This window comes from Streptomyces sp. NPDC093071, assembly GCF_044754545.1.
Classification (GTDB): domain Bacteria; phylum Actinomycetota; class Actinomycetes; order Streptomycetales; family Streptomycetaceae; genus Streptomyces.
Genome location: NZ_JBIVPH010000001.1, coordinates 1,384,871 through 1,404,026 on the forward strand (window position 1 = coordinate 1,384,871; position 19,156 = coordinate 1,404,026).

Genomic DNA, 19,156 nt, shown 5'->3' on the forward strand with positions numbered 1-19,156 from the left:
CGGCGCGCGGGACCGTGGGCGAAGGACCGTGACCCGAGGAGGACCGTGCCCGAAGGAGACACCGTCTGGCAGGTGGCCCGCCGTCTGCACGCCGCGCTCGCCGGGCGGGTGCTGACCCGCTCGGACCTCCGGGTGCCCCGGTTCGCCACCGCCGACCTCACCGGCCGCACGCTCCTCGACGTCACCCCGCGCGGCAAGCACCTGCTCGCCCGGATCGAGGGCGGGCTCACCCTCCACTCCCATCTGCGGATGGACGGCGCCTGGCGGGTGTACGCCACCGGGGAGCGGCCACGCGGCGGCCCCGACCACCAGATCCGGGCCGTCCTGGGAAACGCGGAGTCCACCGCGTACGGCTACCGGCTCCCGATCGTGGAGCTCCTCCGCACCGACGAGGAGCCGCAGGCCGTGGGGCACCTCGGCCCGGACCTGCTGGGCCCCGACTGGGATCCGGAGGAGGCCGTGCGCCGGCTGACGGCCGATCCGGCGAGGACGCTCGGCGAGGCCCTCCTCGACCAGCGCAACCTGGCCGGCATCGGCAACATCTACAAGTCGGAGCTGGCGTTCCTCGCCGCCGTCACCCCCTGGCTCCCCGTGGGCGAGCTGGAGCCCGGGGTCCCCGCGCGTCTGGTGGCGACCGCCCACCGGCTGCTCGACGTCAACAAGGACCATCCGGACCGGCGCGTCACCACCGTGCGCCGCCCCGGCACCCCGCTCCACGTCTACGGCCGCGCGGGCCGCCCCTGTCTGCGCTGCGGCGCCCGGATCCGCAAGGCGGAGCTGGGGGACCGGATCACGTACTGGTGCCCGGAATGCCAAAAGGGCCCGCACCGGCAGGACACCGGCACGAGCCCGTCGAGCTGACCCTCCGTCGGGCCCGGCTCTTCGTCCCGTCACATTCCCCGTACTCCCACGGCACCCTCACGCCGGTCCGGAGCCCGTGCCCCACCGCCGGCGCCACGGCACCCGGCCGAGGCGCCGGGCGGCCGCGCCCGGCCGCCCCGACGAGGCCGCCACGTGTACGGGCAGCAGGCTCAGTCCCCAGCCGCCCGCGACCATGACCGCCTCGACCGGCCCGGCTTCGCCCGGCACGAGCAGCAAGCGGAGCACCGCCCACCACCAGAGTCCCCCGGCCACCAGCCCGACCGCGACCAGCGCGAGTGTTGCCGGCGGAAACCGTCGCCGTACCATGGCCGCCTCCTGCGGTCGACGCTAGACCGGCAGGATCACCCTGCGGGAGGGCGCACCGGGGCCCGCCCCGGCGCACACCGCGCATATCAGCACGCCCCGGCCCTCCTCAGACGCTCTCCGCCTGGAACATCCACGCGTGCTTCTCGAGCTCGCCGGTCAGGGCGATCAGGATGTCCTGGGTGACCGGGTCGGGGTCGCCGGTCGCGTCGATCCGCTCCCGCATCCGGGTGGTGACGGCCCCGAGGGCGTCGACAAGGATCTTCACCGCGTCCACGTCCTTGATCCAGCCCTCCGGCACCGTTCCGATCGCGCTCGACGACGCCACGGTGGCCGCTCGCCCGTCCGGGTTGACGCCCAGGGCGGAGGCGCGCTCGGCCACGGTGTCGGAGTGCGTCCGGGCCGTGGTGACCACCTCGTCCAGCTGGAGGTGGATGGAGCGGAAGCGCGGTCCGACGACGTTCCAGTGCACCTGCTTGGCGACCAGGGAGAGGTCGACCAGATCGGCCAGCGCTCCCTGGAGAGCGTTGCCCACGGTCTTGAGGTCGGTCTCGGACAGCGTGCTCTTCACGACAGACATGCGGAATCTCCAACCAGTCGAACGTTCTCCCACCATGGCACGCCTCTCCGGAACCCGGCATCTCAAACAAATCAGCTCAAAGGATTGCCGGAGAAAGGTGAAGCCCCGGTCGGCGTCCCTGACGGGACACGGACCGGGGCTTCGCCCTCGTTTCGGTTCAGGCGGCGACGACGTCGACCGCTTCCGCGGGTGCCTTGATGGTCACCCGCTCGGGGGACACACCCGCCACCGACGTCACCGACACCGAATTGAGCATCGGACGAACCGGTGCCGGCACCTGTTCGCTCGCTGCTGCCGACTCGGCCAGTTCGGCCAGCGACAGCTCGTCGCTCACTTCGCGCATGAGCTCGGACATCCGTACGTCCAGCGCGTCGCAGATCGCGGAGAGCAGCTCGGAGGAAGCCTCCTTCTGCCCCCGCTCCACCTCGGAGAGATAGCCGAGCGAGACTCGGGCGGACGAGGAGACTTCGCGCAGAGTACGGCCCTGGCGCTGGCGCTGCCGACGCAGCACGTCACCCAGCAGGCGACGGAGCAGAATCATCGGTGGCTCCCTCCTCGGACCGCGTAGCCGCATCCTTCACGCCCCACCGTACCGCCTCGCGCCGCGGCCGTGCGGGGAGCGATGTCGTGTTCACTCAGGGCTGCAAACATCAATTCCCCCCGTTCTGTTCCGTATCCTGTGCCCGCGCATTTCCCGAGAGTTCCCCGTGGAGCAGCGCGAGCACGATCCGTACGCTCTCCCTACGGATTTCCCCACGATCGCCGTTCAACCTCAACGGGACCACTTTCCCCGTCGGCGACCCCGCCCGTGACCCGGCGGGAGACCCCGTAGGGGACGCCTCCCCGGCCGATCCCGCGACCTCCCCGGCTGCCCCCGCGACCGTCCCGGCCGGTCCCGCGACCGCCACGTAGACGGTTCCGACGGGCTGTCCGTCCTGCGGGTCGGGACCCGCGACCCCGGTCGTCGCGATGCCCCAGTCGGCGCCGAGCCGGGCCCGTACACCGGCCGCCATCTGCGACGCGACCTCGGGGTCCACCGCTCCGCGCTCCGCGAGCAGGGCTTCGTCGACGCCGAGGAGCTCGTGCTTGAGGGCGGTGGCGTAGGCGGTGACGGAGCCCCGGAAGGACGCCGAGGCGCCGGGGACGCCGGTGAGCTCGGCGGCCACCAGACCGCCCGTGAGCGACTCCGCGACGGCCAGTGTCTGGTCCCGCTCGGCGAGCAGCGCGAGCACCCGGGCGGCCTCGGTCATCGCGCGGCCGCCTCCGCGCGCTCGGCGGCGGCCCGCTCGGCGGCGAGGCCCCTGCGCCGCAGCACGACGGCCTGCCGCACGTAGTCCAGGCCGGTGACGACCGTCAGCACGACGGCCACCGTCATCACCCAGAAGCGGAGGGTGGCCAGCGGCCCGGTGAGCACGAGCACGTACATGCCGACGGCCGTGCCCTGGGCCAGGGTCTTCATCTTGCCGCCGCGACTGGCGGGAATGACCCCGTGCCGGATGACCCAGAACCGCATCAGGGTGATCCCCAGCTCCCGGGCCAGGATGACCGCCGTCACCCACCAGGGGAGATCCCCGAGCGAGGACAGGGAGATCAGGCCGGCCGCCATGATCGCCTTGTCCGCGATCGGGTCGGCGATCTTCCCGAAGTCGGTGACCAGGTTGTACGTACGGGCGAGGTGCCCGTCGAAGACGTCCGTGATCATGGCCACCGCGAACGCCGCCCAGGCCCAGGCCCGCCACGCGGGGTCGTGCCCGCCGTCCTGGAGCAGCAGCACCACGAAGGCGGGCACGAGCACCAGCCGGATCATGGTGAGGATGTTCGCGATGTTCCACAGGCTGGCCTGGTTGACGGCCGCCGCGCCCAGCTTGCCGCGGGGCGTCGGCCTACCGGTCCCGCCCGTCGCGGATGCCGGGACTCCGGTCATCTGCCCGCCTCCTCGAAAAGACACTCGGCCACCAGGTCGACGCCCTCCGTCCCGACGACCTTCGCCCTGACCATACGGCCCGGGGCCAGGTCGGGGTCCGTGCCGTCGGCGGTGACGAGGACCACCTGCCCGTCGGTCTCGGGGGCCTGGTGGGCGGCGCGGCCGATCCAGCCGTCCTCCTCGTCCAGGGACTCCACGAGTACCTCCAGGGTCTCTCCGATCCGCTCCTCCGCGCGCTGCGCGGTGAGCTCCTCGGCGAGCCGGGAGAGGTGGGCGAGCCGCTTGTCGACGACCTCCTGGTCGAGCTTGTGCTCGTACGTGGCGGCCTCGGTGCCGTCCTCGTCGGAGTAGCCGAAGACGCCGATGGCGTCGAGGCGCGCGTGGGTGATGAAGCGTTCCAGCTCGGCGAAGTCCGCCTCGGTCTCGCCGGGGAAGCCGACGATGAAGTTGGAGCGGGCGCCGGCCGTGGGGGCCTTGGAGCGGATGGTCTCCAGGAGCTCCAGGAAGCGGTCGGTGTCGCCGAAGCGGCGCATGGCCCGCAGCACGTCCGGGGCGCTGTGCTGGAAGGAGAGGTCGAAGTACGGGACGACCTTCTCGGTGGAGGTGAGGACGTCGATCAGGCCGGGGCGCATCTCGGCGGGCTGGAGGTAGCTGACGCGGACGCGCTCGATGCCGTCGACGGCCGCCAGCTCGGGCAGCAGACCCTCCAGGAGGCGGATGTCACCGAGGTCCTTGCCGTAGGAGGTGTTGTTCTCGGAGACCAGCATGATCTCCTTCACGCCCTGCTCGGCGAGCCAGCGCGTCTCGTTCAGCACGTCCGAGGGGCGGCGCGAGACGAAGGAGCCGCGGAAGGAGGGGATGGCGCAGAAGGTGCAGCGGCGGTCGCAGCCGGAGGCCAGCTTCACGGAGGCGACGGGGCTGGCGTCCAGACGCCGGCGGAGCGGCGCGCGGGGGCCGGAGGCGGGCGCGAGGCCCTCGGGCAGGTCGGCCGGGGCGTCGGTGGGCGCCTCGGCGCCGTCGCCGTGCCCGGGCAGGGCCACGGCGGCCGCGGCCTCCTGGCGCTCCACGGGCGAGAGCGGCAGCAGCTTGCGCCGGTCGCGCGGGGTGTGGGCCTCGACGCTGCCACCGCTGAGGATGGTCTGGAGGCGGTTGGAGATGTCGGCGTAGTCGTCGAAGCCGAGGACGCCGTCGGCCTCCGGAAGGGCTTCGGCGAGCTCCTTGCCGTACCGCTCGGCCATGCAGCCGACGGCGACGACGGCCTGGGTCCTGCCGTGGTCCTTCAGGTCATTGGCTTCGAGCAGGGCGTCGACGGAGTCCTTCTTGGCGGCCTCGACGAATCCGCAGGTGTTGACGACGGCGACGTCCGCTTGTTCGGCGTTCTCGACGAGCTCCCAGCCGTCCGCTGCCAAGCGGCCTGCGAGCTCCTCCGAGTCCACCTCGTTACGGGCGCAGCCAAGAGTGACAAGGGCGACGGTACGGCGTTCGGGCATGGACTCAAGACTACTTCGTCCCGGCCGTTCCCCCGTCGCGCAGGGTTCACCCGCGCGACGGAGGTCACATCGGGGCGGCGACCGGACCGGCTCAGCCGGCCTGGGGGTCGCCCTTGGTGTACGTCAGCCGCTCGACCTGGCCGGATTCGAACTTGTCGGCGACCTTCTTGCCGTTGACGTAGAGCTCGATGGCACCGGCGTTGCCGAGGACCAGGTCGACGCGCTCGTCGTCCTGGAAGGTCTTGGTCTCGCCCTCCAGGAGCAGCCCGTCGAAGAGCAGCTTGCCGTCGTGGGCCTTGGCCGAGATCCAGCTCTTGCCGTCGACGGCGGAGAGCTTGATCGTGACCTTGTCCTGCGGGACCGCGGCGATGGCGCTCTCGGTGGGCTTGGGCGCGACGGGCTTGACCGGCTTCGGCTTGGCGGCCGAGGTCGCCTGCTCCGGGGCGGGCGCCGGGCCGCCGTCGGCCGCGGTGGTCCCCTTCGGGGCGTCGTTGTCGTCGAACATCGTGAAGCCGACGAACCCGACGACGGCGACGATGGCCGCGACCATCGCGGCGGTCCAGTTGGGCCGGCGCGGCTCGGGGCGGATGCGTTCCGCCTCGAACAGCGGGGCGGCGGGGGTGGGTGCGGGACGGCCGCCGTGCTCGGCGTCGAACTGCTCGATCAGCGGAGCCGGGTCGAGGCCGACGACGCGCGCGAAGGTACGGATGTGGCCGCGGGCGTAGACGTCGCCGCCACAGCGCGAGAAGTCGTCCTCCTCGATCGCCTGCACGATCGGGGTCCGGACACGGGTGGAGGCACTGACCTCTTCGACGGTGAGACCGGCGGCGATACGGGCCTGCTGGAGGGCACGACCGATCGGGTCCCGGTCGTCTGCCGGGAAGGTCCGGTCGTCTTCGGGGGAGTTGCCGATGGACACGAGAGCGCCTTTCGAGCGTGTAGCCACCTGCTGGACGTTCAGTCTATGGGTGGTACGAAAGGGTGGGGCAACCGGGCGGGTGCTGTTTGTACGCCATGAGGCTGGGACATCCTTCTGTCCCTCCCTCCAACTTGACGTACGGCCAGGGGAAACGGTTGCTCACCCTTTTCTTACGAGTGAGTCTCGGCCGGATCTCGAACGGGTACCCCGCCTTCCGGCGCCCACACCCGGACCCGGCCGCGGACCCGTCTAGCCGGCCGATTCGCCCCGGATCACGGCGAGGACCCCGTCCAGTTCGTCGGGCTTGACGAGGACGTCCCGGGCCTTGGAGCCCTCGCTGGGTCCGACGATGTCGCGGGACTCCATCAGGTCCATCAGCCGGCCGGCCTTGGCGAAGCCCACGCGCAGCTTGCGCTGGAGCATCGAGGTGGAGCCGAACTGGGTGGAGACGACCAGCTCGGCGGCCTGGCACAGCAGGTCGAGGTCGTCGCCGATCTCCTCGTCGATCTCCTTCTTCTGCTTGCCGCCCACGGTGACGTCGTCCCGGAAGACGGGCGTCATCTGGTCCTTGCAGTGCTGCACGACGGCGGCGACCTCGTGCTCGGTGACGAAGGCCCCCTGCATGCGGACGGGCTTGTTGGCGCCCATCGGCAGGAACAGCCCGTCGCCCTTGCCGATCAGCTTCTCGGCACCGGGCTGGTCGAGGATGACCCGGCTGTCGGCGAGCGAGGAGGTGGCGAAGGCGAGCCGGGAGGGCACGTTCGCCTTGATCAGACCGGTCACCACGTCCACGGACGGCCGCTGGGTGGCCAGGACCAGATGGATGCCGGCGGCGCGGGCCAACTGGGTGATGCGCACGATCGCGTCCTCGACGTCCCGGGGCGCGACCATCATCAGGTCGGCGAGCTCGTCGACGATCACCAGGAGGTACGGATAGGGGCTGAGCTCGCGCTCGCTGCCCTCCGGGAGCTTGACCTTGCCGGCCCGGATGGCCTCGTTGAAGTCGTCGATGTGCCGGAAGCCGAAGGCCGCCAGGTCGTCGTAGCGCAGGTCCATCTCGCGCACCACCCACTGCAGGGCCTCGGCGGCCTTCTTGGGGTTGGTGATGATCGGGGTGATCAGGTGCGGGATGCCCTCGTACGCGGTCAGCTCGACCCGCTTGGGGTCGACGAGGACCATCCGGACGTCCTCGGGGGTCGCCCTTATCATCACCGAGGTGATGAGGCAGTTGATGCACGAGGACTTGCCGGAGCCGGTGGCGCCGGCGACCAGGATGTGCGGCATCTTCGCCAGGTTGGCCATCACGTAGCCGCCCTCGACGTCCTTGCCGAGCGCGACCAGCATCGGATGGTCGTCCCCGGCCGCGTCCGCGAGCCGCAGCACGTCCCCCAGGTTGACCATCTCGCGGTCGCTGTTGGGGATCTCGATGCCGACCGCGGACTTGCCCGGGATCGGCGAGATGATCCGCACGTCCGGGGAGGCCACCGCGTAGGCGATGTTCTTGGCCAGGGCCGTGATCTTCTCGACCTTCACCGCGGGCCCGAGCTCGACCTCGTACCGCGTGACCGTCGGCCCCCGGGTGAAACCGGTGACCGCCGCGTCGACCTTGAACTCGGCGAAGACGTTGGAGAGCGAGGCGACCACGGCGTCGTTCGCCGCACTGCGCGTCTTGCCCGGCCCGCCCCGCTCCAGGAGGTCCATCGCCGGCAGGGAGTACGTGATGTCACCGGACAGCTGGAGCTGCTCGGCCCGCGACGGCAGGTCGGTCGGCTCGGGCGCGGGCTTGGTCAGATCGGGTACGCCTCCGCCGCGCGCGTCCTCGCCCCGGGCGGACGGCACGGGCGCGGTCGGCGCCGGCTTCCCGACGGCCGCGGAGGCTTCGCCGTCTCCGGCCTCCTCGGCGCTGGAAGCGGTCCGGGCGGCGTTCCGCTCGGCGGTGACGTCCTTGGTCAGGTCGGCGACGATCGGGGACGGGGGCATCCCGTTGAGCACCGCGCCGTCCAGCGCGGCGGCCGCCGCGGCGGCGACGTCCACCGGGTCGAGGCCGGGCTCGAAGCCGCTCCGCCGGGAGGGCCGGCGCGCCGAGCGGCCGCGCCGCTCCAGCATCTCCTCCTCGGCACGTTCCACGTCGTACGGCTCCGCCGGGCCGGTGGCGCGCCGCCGGACGGGCCGCGCGGGCCCCGGCTCCGCGTCCCGCCACTCCTCGTCGTACCCCTCGGGCGCGTACTCCCCTGCCTCCGCCGGGTCGTAGGGCGGTTCCACGATGCCGAGCCGGACGCCGAGGGCGCGCAGGCGCTGCGGGATCGCGTTGACCGGGGTGGCGGTGACGACGAGCAGGCCGAAGACGGTGAGCAGCACCAGCATCGGTACGGCGAGGACCTCGCCCATCATGAAGACGAGGGGCTGGGACGCGGCCCAGCCGATGAGGCCGCCCGCGTCCTGCACGGCGTCGGCGCCGTCGCCGCGGCCCGGCGAGCCGCACGCGATGTGCACCTGGCCCAGGACGCCTAGGGCGAGGGCGGAGAGTCCGATGACGATCCGGCCGTTGGCCTCGGGCCGCTCCGGATAGAGGATCAGGCGCACGCCGATCCCGGCGAGCAGCAGCGGCACCAGGAGGTCGAGCCGTCCGAAGGCCCCGGTGACGAGGAGCTCGACGAGGTCGCCGACCGGGCCGCGCAGATTGGACCAGGTGCCCACGGCGACGATCAGCGCGAGGCCGAGGAGGAGCAGCGCGGTCCCGTCCTTGCGGTGGACGGGGTCGAGCCCCTTGGCCCCGCGTCCTATGCCCCGGAAGACCGCCCCCACCGCGTGGGCGAGGCCGAGCCAGGCGCCGCGCACGAGCCGGTAGACGCCCCCGGTCGGGGACGGCGCCGGGCGGGGCGGGGCCTTCTTCGCCGCGGGCTTCCGCGCGGGCGCGCGCTTGGCGGGCGCGGCCTTCTTGGCCGTGGCCTTCTTCGCCGGCGCGTTCCTCGCGTTCTTCGCGGGCGGCTTGGCGGGGGACTTCGCGGGGGCCGCCTTCTTCGCGGCGCCCGCCGTACGGCCGGCGCGCGGCTTTGCGGTGCCCGCCGTGCCCTGGGTCTTGCCGGACGTACGTGAAGCCATGATGCCGAGGTTACCCGTGTGGGAACCGGCTGTCCGCCTCACCCGTTCGTGTCGTCCGCGCGGAGGCGCGATGCTGACGCCGCATCACGACGAAGCGCCCCGGACCTCGACGGGCCGGGGCGCTTCGTGACGGTTCGTCAGCTCTGGCTGGGCAGGGTCGGCGCGGCGCCGGCGCCCGGCTCCAGGGCGTCCAGGGCCCGCCGCAGCCCGGTGAGCTTGCGCTCCAGGTGGGCGGCGGTGGCGACGGCGGCCGCGTCGGCCGAGTCGTCGTCGAGCTGCTTCGACAGCGCCTCCGCCTGCTCCTCGACGGCCGCGAGGCGGGCGGAGAGCTCGGCGAGCAGACCGGCGGACTCCTTGCCGTGACCGCTCTCGCCGCCCTCCAACTGGAGCCGCAGCAGGGCGGCCTGCTCGCGCAGCTTGCAGTTCTTCATGTAGAGCTCGACGAAGACGGAGACCTTGGCGCGCAGCACCCACGGGTCGAAGGGCTTCGAGATGTAGTCGACCGCTCCCGCCGCGTATCCCCGGAAGGTGTGGTGGGGACCGTGGTTGATGGCGGTGAGGAAGATGATCGGGATGTCCCGGGTCCGCTCGCGCCGCTTGATGTGGGCGGCGGTCTCGAAACCGTCCATTCCCGGCATCTGGACGTCGAGCAGAATGACCGCGAAGTCGTCCGTCAACAGCGCCTTGAGCGCTTCCTCCCCGGACGATGCCCGCACCAGCGTCTGATCGAGCGCGGAGAGAATGGCCTCCAGCGCCAGCAGATTCTCCGGCCGGTCATCGACCAGGAGGATCTTGGCCTTCTGCACCATGCCCCGTCCTCCTCGTCCCGGCGACGGCTCCGCCCGGTCCCCCGAACCGGGGGAGGCACCGGGCGCCGCCCCAGAAGACGACTCCCTAGCGCCGTCCGTCCTTGTGCCGGTCATCGTAGCCGCACCCCGCCCGTCGCCACACCCTGTCACCGCGATGTCACTGTGCACGGAGGAAAAACGCGGTGGGAGACCAGAAGGTTCCCCGTATCCCGCCCTCTCACACGCCCGTGGCGACACCCCGCCGGAGATCTTTCCGGGACCCGTCGGCGCAGACCCGGGGCCGCGCGGCGCTCCGCGCGGCCCCGGCCCGGGTCACTCCCCCCGCATCCACTGCTCCATGACCGACAGCAGGTGGTCGGGGTCGACCGGCTTGGTCACGTAGTCCGAGGCGCCCGACTCGATCGCCTTCTCCCGGTCGCCCTTCATCGCCTTCGCCGTCAGGGCGATGATCGGAAGACCGGCGAACTGCGGCATCCGCCGGATCGCGGTCGTCGTCGCGTACCCGTCCATCTCCGGCATCATGATGTCCATCAGGACGACCGCCGCGTCGTCGTGCTGCTCCAGGACCTCGATGCCCTCCCGCCCGTTCTCCGCGTACAGCACCGCGAGCCCGTGCTGCTCCAGGACGCTGGTGAGCGCGAAGACGTTGCGGATGTCGTCGTCCACGATGAGCACCTTCTCGCCGGAGAAGCCGAAGGTGCGGCGCGGCGCCGCCTCCTGCTCCTCCCGCTCGGGCGCGGGCTGCTGTCCGAGCTGCCCCGGCACCGCGCTCCGCCCCCCGGTCGCCTCCGCGGCCGCCTTCCGCCGGTGCCGGAACAATGCCCCGGCCCCCGAGCGCGACTCCGTCCGTACGGGCGCCGGCGGGAAGTGCGGGACCGGGTGGACGGCCCCGGCCGCCCCCTCCTCGGCGCCCTGCTGCGGGTCCTCGCCGTCCTGCACGCCCTGGCCGTAGCCCTGCGCGGGCAGCTCGGTCGGGTTCAGCGGCAGGTACAGCGTGAACGTCGAGCCGCGGCCCGGCTCGCTCGCGGCGAAGATCTCGCCGCCGAGCAGCCGCGCGATCTCCCGGCTGATCGAGAGCCCCAGGCCCGTACCGCCGTACTTCCGGCTGGTCGTGCCGTCGGCCTGTTTGAAGGCCTCGAAGATGACCCGCATCTTGCTCGCCGCGATCCCGATCCCGGTGTCGGTGACCGAGAACGCGATCAGCTCGGCCTCCGGGTCGCGCAGCGAACCGGCCTCCAGGAGCTGCTCGCGGATCGACTGCGGCACGTCCGTGCCGGCCGGCCGGATCACCAGCTCCACCGCGCCCGTGTCGGTGAACTTCACCGCGTTGGACAGGAGGTTGCGCAGCACCTGGAGGAGGCGCTGCTCGTCGGTGTGGAGCGTGGCCGGCAGCTCCGGCGAGACCCGCACCGAGAAGTCGAGCCCCTTCTCCGCCGTGAGCGGCCGGAAGGTCGCCTCCACGTAGTCGACGAGCTGCACGAGCGCGATCCGGGTCGGCGAGACGTCCATCTTGCCCGCCTCGACCTTGGACAGGTCGAGGATGTCGTTGATCAGCTGGAGCAGGTCCGAACCGGCCCCGTGGATGGTCTCGGCGAACTCGACCTGCTTCGGCGTCAGGTTCGTCTCGGCGTTGTCCGCGAGCAACTTGGCCAGAATCAGCAGCGAGTTGAGCGGGGTGCGCAGCTCGTGCGACATGTTCGCCAGGAACTCGGACTTGTACCGCATGGAGACCGCGAGCTGTTCGGCCCGCTCCTCCAGGACCTGCCGGGCCTCCTCGATCTCGGTGTTCTTCACCTCGATGTCGCGGTTCTGCCGGGCGAGCAGCTCGGCCTTCTCCTCCAGCTCCAGGTTGGAGCCCTGGAGCTCCTTCTGCCGGTGCTCCAGCTCGGCCGAGCGCTCCTTGAGCTGCTCGGTGAGCTCCTGCGACTGCTGGAGCAGCACCTCCGTCTTGGTGTTGACGCTGATGGTGTTGACGGTGGTGGCGATCAGCTCCGCGAGCTGGTTGAGGAAGTCGCGCTGGATCTGGGTGAACGGCTGGAAGGAGGCCAGCTCGATCACGCCGAGGACCTTGCCCTCGAAGAGGACCGGCAGCACGATCACGTGCGCGGGCGAGGCCTCGCCGAGCCCGGAGGAGATCTTCAGGTAGCCCGGCGGCACGTTGACCTGGATGGTCCGCTTCTCCTCGGCCGCCGTCCCGATGAGGGTCTCGCCGGGACGGAACGAGGTCGGCATGGAACCGGCGGAGTACCCGTAACTCCCGCGCATCCGCAGCTCGTACGAGCCGTCCCCCTCGCCGACGAGTTCGGCGTCGCCGTGCGCGGAGCCGGTCGGCATGGCCACGAAGAAGGCGCCGTGCTGGGCCGACACCACCGGCGTCAGCTCGCTCATGATGAGCGAGGCCACGTCGTCCAGGTCCCGTCGGCCCTGCATGAGGCCGGAGATCCGGGCCAGGTTGCCCTTCAGCCAGTCCTGCTCCTCGTTGGCGAGGGTGGTGTCGCGCAGGTTGGTGATCATCGTGTTGATGTTGTCCTGGAGCGCCTGGATCTCGCCCGCCGCGTCCACGCCGTCGATCTTGAGGTTGAGGTCGCCCCGGGTGACCGCCGTGGCGACGGCCGCGATGGCCCGCACCTGGCGGGTCAGGTTCCCGGCCATCTCGTTCACGGACTCGGTCAGGTCGCGCCAGGTGCCGTCGACGTCCCGGACGCGCGCCTGGCCGCCGAGGATGCCCTCCGTACCCACCTCACGGGCCACACGGGTGACCTCCTCGGCGAAGTTCGACAGCTGGTCGACCATCGTGTTGATGGTGTTCTTCAGCTCCTGGATCTCGCCGCGCGCGTCGATGTCGATCTTCTTGGTCAGGTCGCCCTTGGCGATGGCGGTCGTGACGGCCGCGATCTGGCGCACCTGGCCGGTCAGGTTGGAGGCCATCGAGTTCACCGACTCGGTCAGGTCCTTCCAGGTGCCGGAGACTCCCGGCACCCGGGCCTGGCCGCCCAGCTCGCCCTCGGTACCCACCTCGCGGGCCACGCGCGTGACCTCGTCCGCGAACGACGACAGGGTCGTCACCATCGTGTTGACGGTCTCGGCGAGTTCGGCGACCTCGCCGCGCGCCTCGACCGTCACCTTCTTCGTCAGGTCGCCGTTGGCGACGGCCGCCGACACCCGGGAGATGTTCCGCACCTGACTGGTCAGGTTGTTGGCCATCAGGTTGACGTTGTCACTGAGGTCCTTCCAGGTGCCGGTGACCCCGCGCACGCGCGCCTGGCCGCCGAGGATGCCCTCCGTACCCACCTCGCGCGCCACGCGTGTGACCTCGTCCGCGAAGTTCGACAGCTGGTCGACCATCGTGTTGACGGTCGTCACCAGCTCCAGGATCTCGCCCCGGGCGTCGACCGTGATCTTCTTCGACAGGTCGCCCATGGCGACCGCGGTCGTGACCTCGGCGATGTTCCGCACCTGGATGGTGAGGTTGTTCGCCATGAAGTTCACCGACTGGGTGAGGTCCTTCCAGGTGCCCGAGACGCCCTGCACCTCGGCCTGGCCGCCCAGCATTCCCTCGGTGCCCACCTCGCGGGCCACTCGGGTCACCTGCTCGGCGAAGTTCGAGAGCTGATCCACCATCGTGTTGAGGGTGTTCTTCAGCTCCAGGATCTCGCCGCGCGCGTCCACGTCGATCTTCTGCGACAGGTCACCGCGCGCGACCGCCGTGGCGACCTGGGCGATGTTGCGGACCTGGGTGGTGAGGTTGCCGGCCATGCCGTTCACCGAGTCGGTCAGGTCCCGCCACACACCGGCCACGCCGGGCACCTGCGCCTGACCGCCGAGCCGCCCGTCGGTGCCCACCTCGCGGGCCACCCGCGTCACCTGGTCGGCGAACGCGGAGAGCTGGTCGACCATCGTGTTGATGGTGTTCTTCAGCTCCAGGATCTCGCCGCGCGCGTCCACGTCGATCTTCTGCGACAGGTCACCACGCGCCACGGCCGTCGTCACCTGCGCGATCTGCCGCACCTGCGAGGTCAGATTGCCGGCCATGAAGTTCACCGAGTCGGTGAGCTCCCGCCAGCGCCCGGAGACCCCGTCCACGCGCGCCTGGCCGCCGAGCCGGCCCTCGGTGCCCACGTCCCGGGCCATCCGGGTCACCTGGTCCGCGAACGACGACAGCTGCGACACCATCGTGTTGACGGTGTTCTTCAGCTCCAGCATCTCCCCGGCGACGTCGACCGTGACCTTCTGCGACAAGTCGCCGTTGGCGACCGCCGTCGTCACCTGCGCGATGTCCCGCACCTGACCGGTCAGGTTGCGGAAGGCCGTGTTCACCGAATCGGTGAGGTCCTTCCACGTGCCCGCCGCGCCCGGCACCTCGGCCTGGCCGCCGAGCAGGCCCTCGACGCCGACCTCCCGGGCCACCCGGGTCACCTCGGAACCGAAGGCGGAGAGCTGGTCCACCATCGTGTTGACGGTGTTCTTCAGCTCCAGCATCTCGCCGGCCACGTCGACCGTGACCTTCTGGGACAGATCGCCGTTGGCCACGGCCGTCGTCACCTGCGCGATGTCCCGCACCTGAGTGGTGATGTTCCGGAAGACCGTGTTGACGGAGTCCGTGAGGTCCTTCCACGTCCCCGCCGCGCCCGGCACCTGCGCCTGGCCGCCGAGCAGCCCCTGCGCGCCGACCTCGCCCGAGACGCGGGTCACCTCGTCGGCGAACGTCCGCAGCGTCTTGGTCATCTGGTTGATCGTGTCCGCGAGCTGCGCGATCTCGCCGCGCGCCGAGACCCGCACCTTCTGCGACAGGTCGCCGTTGGCGACGGCGGTCGTCACCTCGGCGATCCCCCTCACCTGATTGGTGAGGTTGCCCGCCATCGTGTTGACGGAATCGGTGAGGTCCTTCCACACGCCGGCGACCCCGGCCACCTCGGCCTGACCGCCCAGCTCGCCCTCGGTGCCCACCTCGCGCGCGACCCGGGTCACCTCGGAGGAGAACGACGACAGCTGGTCCACCATCCGGTTGACGGTGTTCTTCAGTTCCAGCATCTCGCCGGCCACGTTCGCCGTGACCTTCTGGGACAGGTCGCCGTTGGCGACCGCCGTCGTCACCAGGGCGATGTCCCGCACCTGGGCCGTCAGCCGGTTCGCCATGGTGTTGACCGAGTCCGTGAGGTCCTTCCACGAACCGGACACCCCGCGCACCTGCGCCTGACCGCCCAGCTTGCCGTCGGTCCCCACCTCGACGGCGACCCGGGTCACCTCGGAGGCGAACACCGACAGCTGGTCGACGAGGTTGTTGGCGGTACGCGCGACCTTCAGGAACTCGCCCCGCAGCGGCCGGACCGTCCCGTCGGACCCCTCCGACCGCAGGTCCATCCGCTGCTCCAGATCGCCCTCGGCCACCGCCGACAGCACCCGGCCCACCTCGGACACCGGCCTGGCCAGGTCGTCGACGAGCGCGTTCGCGGCCTCGATCGCCGCCGCCCACGCCCCCTCGCTGGCCCCGGCCTCCAGGCGCTCGGACAGCTTGCCCTCGCGCCCGACGACCCGCCGGACCCGCGACAGCTCCCCGGTCACGTGCAGCTGCCGGTCCGCGACCTCGTTGAACACGGCGGAGATCTCCGCCATGACCCCGTCGCCGGACACCGTGAGCCGCCTGCGGAAGTTCCCGTCCCGCATCGACACCAGCGCGGAGAGCAACCGCTCCAGCGCCGCGGCGTCCACCTGGACCGTCCCCCCACGGGAACGCCCGCCCCTCGTGCGCGTACCGCTGCCTCCGCCGCGACGCGCCGCCGTGCCAGACTCCACCGTGTCCCTCCCGAAAGGGGTCGACCGTACCGCTCCGGCTCTGCCGGTAGCCTGCCCAGTGTTTCACCGTGACCGAACCAGGCGATAACAGTTCGGCAGCTTCGACGGCGTCCCTACCCCCGAGGGACGGAATCAGCGGTGACCGGCATCCGCTCGGACAGCGAAGGTAAGTAACCTGGCATCCGGCTGTCCAGCCGCCCCGGTCCGCCCGGCGGGGACGGTGTGGTGCGCGCACGACCACCGGGCAGCGGGAAGGACAAGACCGAGCATGGCAGAGCCGGGCGTCGAGACGCGTACGAGGAGTGCTGTGATCACCGCGCGGGCGACTGCCAGCTTCGAGCCCGTCGGGCGGTCCGTCGCGGCCGCACGGGCCTTCGTCCGGGACACCCTCCAGGGCTGGGGGCACCCGGAGCTGGTGGACGACGCCGTCGTCCTCACCAGCGAACTCGTCACCAACGCCGTCATCCACGCCGGCACCGCCGCCGACGTGCTCTGCCTGCGCTCCGACGACAGCATCCGCGTCGAGGTCTCCGACCGCTACCCCGAGCGCGAGATCCCGGTCCAGAGCGGCCGCACCCTCGCCTCCCCGGACCGCGAGAACGGCCGCGGCCTGCTGCTCTGCGCCGCCCTCGCCCACCGCTGGGGCGTCGACTACTCCCCCACGCGCAAGCACGTCTGGTTCCACCTCGACCTCCCGCAGCGCCCCGTCGGCACCCGCTCCGCCGGCCCGGTCCTCCCCGACGCCCTCCTCCCGGTCGCCGACAGCCGCGTCCGCGTCGCCGTCGTCCAGATCGACCGGACCGGCGCGATCACCGCCTGGAACGAGGACGCGGGGGAACTCTTCGGGTACGGCCCCGAGCAGGTCACCGGCAAGCCCCTGGGCGACTTCGCCGCCTGGCCCCACACTCCCGGCATCGGCACCGGCCTCGCCGAGGCCCTGCGTCTCTCCCGCTGGGAGGGCAGCTACGGCATCCGCTGCGCCGACGGCCGGGTCGTCCCCGTCTACGCCGCGCACCTGCGGGTCCGCGACTCCCAGGGCGAGCCCTCCACCGTCTGCCTCCTGGTCCGCGAGCACGAGCGGGCGGTCCTCCAGACCCCGCAGCGCCCCGCGGCCGAGCCCGGCGCCGAGAGCCGCGCCACCGACCCCTTCGAGGTCTTCATCGGCTCCCCGGCCCCCGACGACCTCGACGGCCTGCTCCAGCGCACGGTCGAGCGCGCCCGCGACATGCTCGACGGCGACGCCGCCTTCCTCCTGCTCGCCACGGACGACGAGACGGAGCTGGAGGTACGGGCGACCACCGGTCTCCCGGCCGCCCGCCAGCGCTTCGCGCGCGTACCCGTCGAAACCGGCGCCAGCCGGTACGGCTCCGCCCGGATGCCCGCCGTCCACGAGGACCTGGCCGCCGTCCCCGGAGCCGTCCCGCTCCTGGAGGACACCGGGATGCGCTCGGTGGTCACCGTCCCCCTCAAGGTCGAGGGCCGCCTCACCGGCTCCCTGGGCGTGGCCGCCGAGGCCGCGAACCGCTACTCGAACGAGGAGGCCCTCCGCCTCCAGTTCGCCGCCGACCGCATCGCCCTGGCCGTGGAGTCCGCCCGCCTCGGCGAGCTGGAGCGCCTGCGCCGCGGCTCCCTCAGCTTCCTCGTCGAGGCCTCCGACCTCCTGGCCGGCACCCTCGACCGCGACCAGACCCTGGCCCTGATGGCCCAGATGACGGTCCCCACCCTCGCGACCTGGTGCGCGGTCTACACGATCGCCGACCAGTCCTCCGACCCGTACCTCTCGTACGTGCTCCACGAGGACGAGGACCGCATCGACGGCCTCAAGGAGCTGCTCTCCTCGATCACGCCGCCCGACCCGGTGCCGACGCCGGGTGCCCGGGTCTGGACCGCGCCGGGCGACGCCGCCCACCGGGCCGCGCTCGCCGCCTCGGTGCAGGCCATGGACCACCCGTCGAGCCCGCTCTCGCCGGGCATCGACAGCACGCTGGCCACGGCGAGCACGGTCGCCGGCGAGACGGTCGTCCTGCCCCTGGTGGCCCGGAACCGGGTCATCGGCATGTTGACGCTCGGCAGGCCCTCCGAGGACCACTTCCGCCAGGAGATCCTGGAGCTCGCCGAGGACCTGTCCCGCCGGGCCGCCCTGGCCCTGGACAACGCCCGCCTCTACTCGGAGCGCGTGGCGATCAGCCAGTCCCTCCAGCGCAGCCTCCTGCCGCCCGGCCTCCCCGACATCCCGGGGGTCGAGGTGGACGTCATCTACCGCGCGGCCGGCGAGGGCAACGAGGTCGGCGGCGACTTCTACGACCTCTTCCCGATCAGCGACGGCGCGTACGGATTCGCCATCGGCGACGTCTGCGGTACGGGCCCGGAGGCGGCCGCCGTCACCGGCCTGGCCCGCCACGCCCTGCGCCTGCTCGCCCGCGAGGGCCTGGGCGGCCCGGCCGTCCTGGAGCGCCTGAACGCGGCGATCCTCGACGAGGGCGCCCGCAGCCGCTTCCTCACCCTCCTCTACGGCGAGATGCGCCCGCAGGAGGACGGCTCCGCGATCCTCAAGGTCGTCTGCGCCGGCCACCCGCTGCCCCTGCGCCTCAGCCCGGACGGCACGGTCCGCCCCGCGGCCGAACCGCAGCCCCTCCTGGGCGTCATGGACGACCTGGAGCTGTACGAGGAGACGGTCACGCTCGACCCGGGCGACGTCCTCCTGTGCGTCACGGACGGCGTGACGGAACGCCGCGAGGGCTCCCGCATGTTGGGCGACGACGGCCTCGCCGACGTCCTCAAGACGTGTACGGGCCTGACGGCCGGCGCGGTCGCCGCCCGCGTCCTGCGCGCGGTCGAACGCTTCGCCCAGGCCCCGGCCTCCGACGACATGGCCATCCTGGCGATGCGCCTGCGCGAGCCGGACGACCGCTGACGTGTGTAAGGCGCCTTCCCCGCGCGGGAAGGCGCCTTACGCATGTCCTTCTCTCTTCCGGGGTTCCGGGGAACGCAAAAAGGCCCCCGCCATGAGGCCGGGGCCTTTTTCTTTGGAGCCCTTTAACGGAATCGAACCGTTGACCTTCTCCTTACCATGGAGACGCTCTACCGACTGAGCTAAAAGGGCAGGTGTTCGGCGGTGTCCTACTCTCCCACAGGGTCCCCCCTGCAGTACCATCGGCGCTGAAAGGCTTAGCTTCCGGGTTCGGAATGTAACCGGGCGTTTCCCTAACGCTATGACCACCGAAACTCTATGAAGTTCACGAACTCAACCGGCACGGGAGTTCGTTGCTTCAGAACTGACACAGTGGACGCGAGCAACTGAGGACAAGCCCTCGGCCTATTAGTACCGGTCAGCTCCACCCCTTACAGGGCTTC

The 19,156-nt window shown here is 71.5% G+C and carries 12 protein-coding genes, 1 tRNA gene and 1 rRNA gene; 2 read left to right on the top strand and 12 right to left on the bottom strand.

Annotated features, from left to right (window positions below):
- Positions 1-45 precede the first annotated feature (45 nt).
- Positions 46-861 (top strand): Fpg/Nei family DNA glycosylase, encoded by an 816-nt coding sequence (locus tag ACIQD7_RS05780; RefSeq protein WP_402439634.1) that lies wholly within the window; start codon positions 46-48, stop codon positions 859-861.
- Between the two features lie 57 nt (positions 862-918).
- Here ACIQD7_RS05780 and ACIQD7_RS05785 read toward each other — a convergent pair whose 3' ends face one another.
- The 10 genes from ACIQD7_RS05785 to ACIQD7_RS05830 form a co-directional block, all read right to left on the bottom strand.
- Positions 919-1,188: a hypothetical protein gene (locus ACIQD7_RS05785; RefSeq protein WP_121832956.1), complete on the bottom strand. Its 270-nt coding sequence runs from the start codon at positions 1,186-1,188 to the stop codon at positions 919-921.
- Positions 1,189-1,294: 106 nt separating this feature from the next.
- Entirely contained in the window at positions 1,295-1,765 is a 471-nt protein-coding gene (locus ACIQD7_RS05790) for a Dps family protein (protein ID WP_121832957.1), read from the bottom strand.
- Between the two features lie 157 nt (positions 1,766-1,922).
- Positions 1,923-2,306 carry a helix-turn-helix domain-containing protein gene (locus ACIQD7_RS05795; protein WP_053646870.1) on the bottom strand — a complete coding sequence of 128 codons (384 nt, stop codon included), beginning with the start codon at positions 2,304-2,306 and terminating at the stop codon, positions 1,923-1,925.
- Positions 2,307-2,415: 109 nt separating this feature from the next.
- A complete protein-coding gene (locus ACIQD7_RS05800) occupies positions 2,416-3,015 on the bottom strand; it encodes a CinA family protein (protein ID WP_402439637.1) in 600 nt (199 codons plus the stop codon).
- Positions 3,012-3,689 carry a CDP-diacylglycerol--glycerol-3-phosphate 3-phosphatidyltransferase gene (gene pgsA, locus ACIQD7_RS05805; protein ID WP_121832959.1) on the bottom strand — a complete coding sequence of 226 codons (678 nt, stop codon included), beginning with the start codon at positions 3,687-3,689 and terminating at the stop codon, positions 3,012-3,014. The genes ACIQD7_RS05800 and pgsA overlap by 4 nt, the downstream gene beginning before the upstream one ends.
- Positions 3,686-5,179 (bottom strand): 30S ribosomal protein S12 methylthiotransferase RimO, encoded by a 1,494-nt coding sequence (gene rimO / locus ACIQD7_RS05810; RefSeq protein ID WP_062751908.1) that lies wholly within the window; start codon positions 5,177-5,179, stop codon positions 3,686-3,688. Before rimO ends, pgsA begins: the two co-directional genes overlap by 4 nt.
- Before the next feature lie 91 nt (positions 5,180-5,270).
- Positions 5,271-6,098: a helix-turn-helix domain-containing protein gene (locus ACIQD7_RS05815; protein ID WP_121833048.1), complete on the bottom strand. Its 828-nt coding sequence runs from the start codon at positions 6,096-6,098 to the stop codon at positions 5,271-5,273.
- Between the two features lie 249 nt (positions 6,099-6,347).
- Positions 6,348-9,200, bottom strand: coding sequence for a DNA translocase FtsK (locus ACIQD7_RS05820; protein ID WP_402439640.1), 2,853 nt, complete (start codon positions 9,198-9,200; stop codon positions 6,348-6,350).
- A 137-nt stretch (positions 9,201-9,337) separates the two neighbouring features.
- A complete protein-coding gene (locus ACIQD7_RS05825) occupies positions 9,338-10,009 on the bottom strand; it encodes a two-component system response regulator (protein ID WP_402439642.1) in 672 nt (223 codons plus the stop codon).
- A 312-nt stretch (positions 10,010-10,321) separates the two neighbouring features.
- Positions 10,322-15,802, bottom strand: a complete 5,481-nt coding sequence (locus ACIQD7_RS05830; protein ID WP_402439644.1) for a HAMP domain-containing protein — start codon at positions 15,800-15,802, stop codon at positions 10,322-10,324.
- A gap of 268 nt (positions 15,803-16,070) precedes the next feature.
- Here ACIQD7_RS05830 and ACIQD7_RS05835 point away from each other — a divergent pair, with 268 nt between their 5' ends.
- Complete coding sequence (locus ACIQD7_RS05835) at positions 16,071-18,716, top strand: SpoIIE family protein phosphatase (protein WP_402439646.1); 2,646 nt, start codon at positions 16,071-16,073, stop codon at positions 18,714-18,716.
- 113 nt (positions 18,717-18,829) lie between these two features.
- Here ACIQD7_RS05835 and ACIQD7_RS05840 read toward each other — a convergent pair.
- Both ACIQD7_RS05840 and rrf read right to left on the bottom strand, forming a co-directional pair.
- Positions 18,830-18,905 (bottom strand) — tRNA-Thr (locus tag ACIQD7_RS05840).
- A gap of 4 nt (positions 18,906-18,909) precedes the next feature.
- Positions 18,910-19,026: ribosomal RNA gene (rrf, locus tag ACIQD7_RS05845) — 5S ribosomal RNA — on the bottom strand.
- Positions 19,027-19,156: the final 130 nt, after the last annotated feature.

Excerpts from the sequence above, each read along its gene's own strand:
- ACIQD7_RS05785 (WP_121832956.1), bottom strand. The coding sequence starts at position 1,188 with ATGGTACGGCGACGGTTTCCGCCGGCAACACTCGCGCTGGTCGCGGTC.
- ACIQD7_RS05790 (WP_121832957.1), bottom strand. The coding sequence starts at position 1,765 with ATGTCTGTCGTGAAGAGCACGCTGTCCGAGACCGACCTCAAGACCGTG.
- ACIQD7_RS05795 (WP_053646870.1), bottom strand. The coding sequence starts at position 2,306 with ATGATTCTGCTCCGTCGCCTGCTGGGTGACGTGCTGCGTCGGCAGCGC.
- ACIQD7_RS05800 (WP_402439637.1), bottom strand. The coding sequence starts at position 3,015 with ATGACCGAGGCCGCCCGGGTGCTCGCGCTGCTCGCCGAGCGGGACCAG.
- pgsA (WP_121832959.1), bottom strand. The coding sequence starts at position 3,689 with ATGACCGGAGTCCCGGCATCCGCGACGGGCGGGACCGGTAGGCCGACG.
- rimO (WP_062751908.1), bottom strand. The coding sequence starts at position 5,179 with ATGCCCGAACGCCGTACCGTCGCCCTTGTCACTCTTGGCTGCGCCCGT.
- ACIQD7_RS05820 (WP_402439640.1), bottom strand. The coding sequence starts at position 9,200 with ATGGCTTCACGTACGTCCGGCAAGACCCAGGGCACGGCGGGCACCGCA.
- ACIQD7_RS05825 (WP_402439642.1), bottom strand. The coding sequence starts at position 10,009 with ATGGTGCAGAAGGCCAAGATCCTCCTGGTCGATGACCGGCCGGAGAAT.
- ACIQD7_RS05835 (WP_402439646.1), top strand. The coding sequence starts at position 16,071 with ATGGCAGAGCCGGGCGTCGAGACGCGTACGAGGAGTGCTGTGATCACC.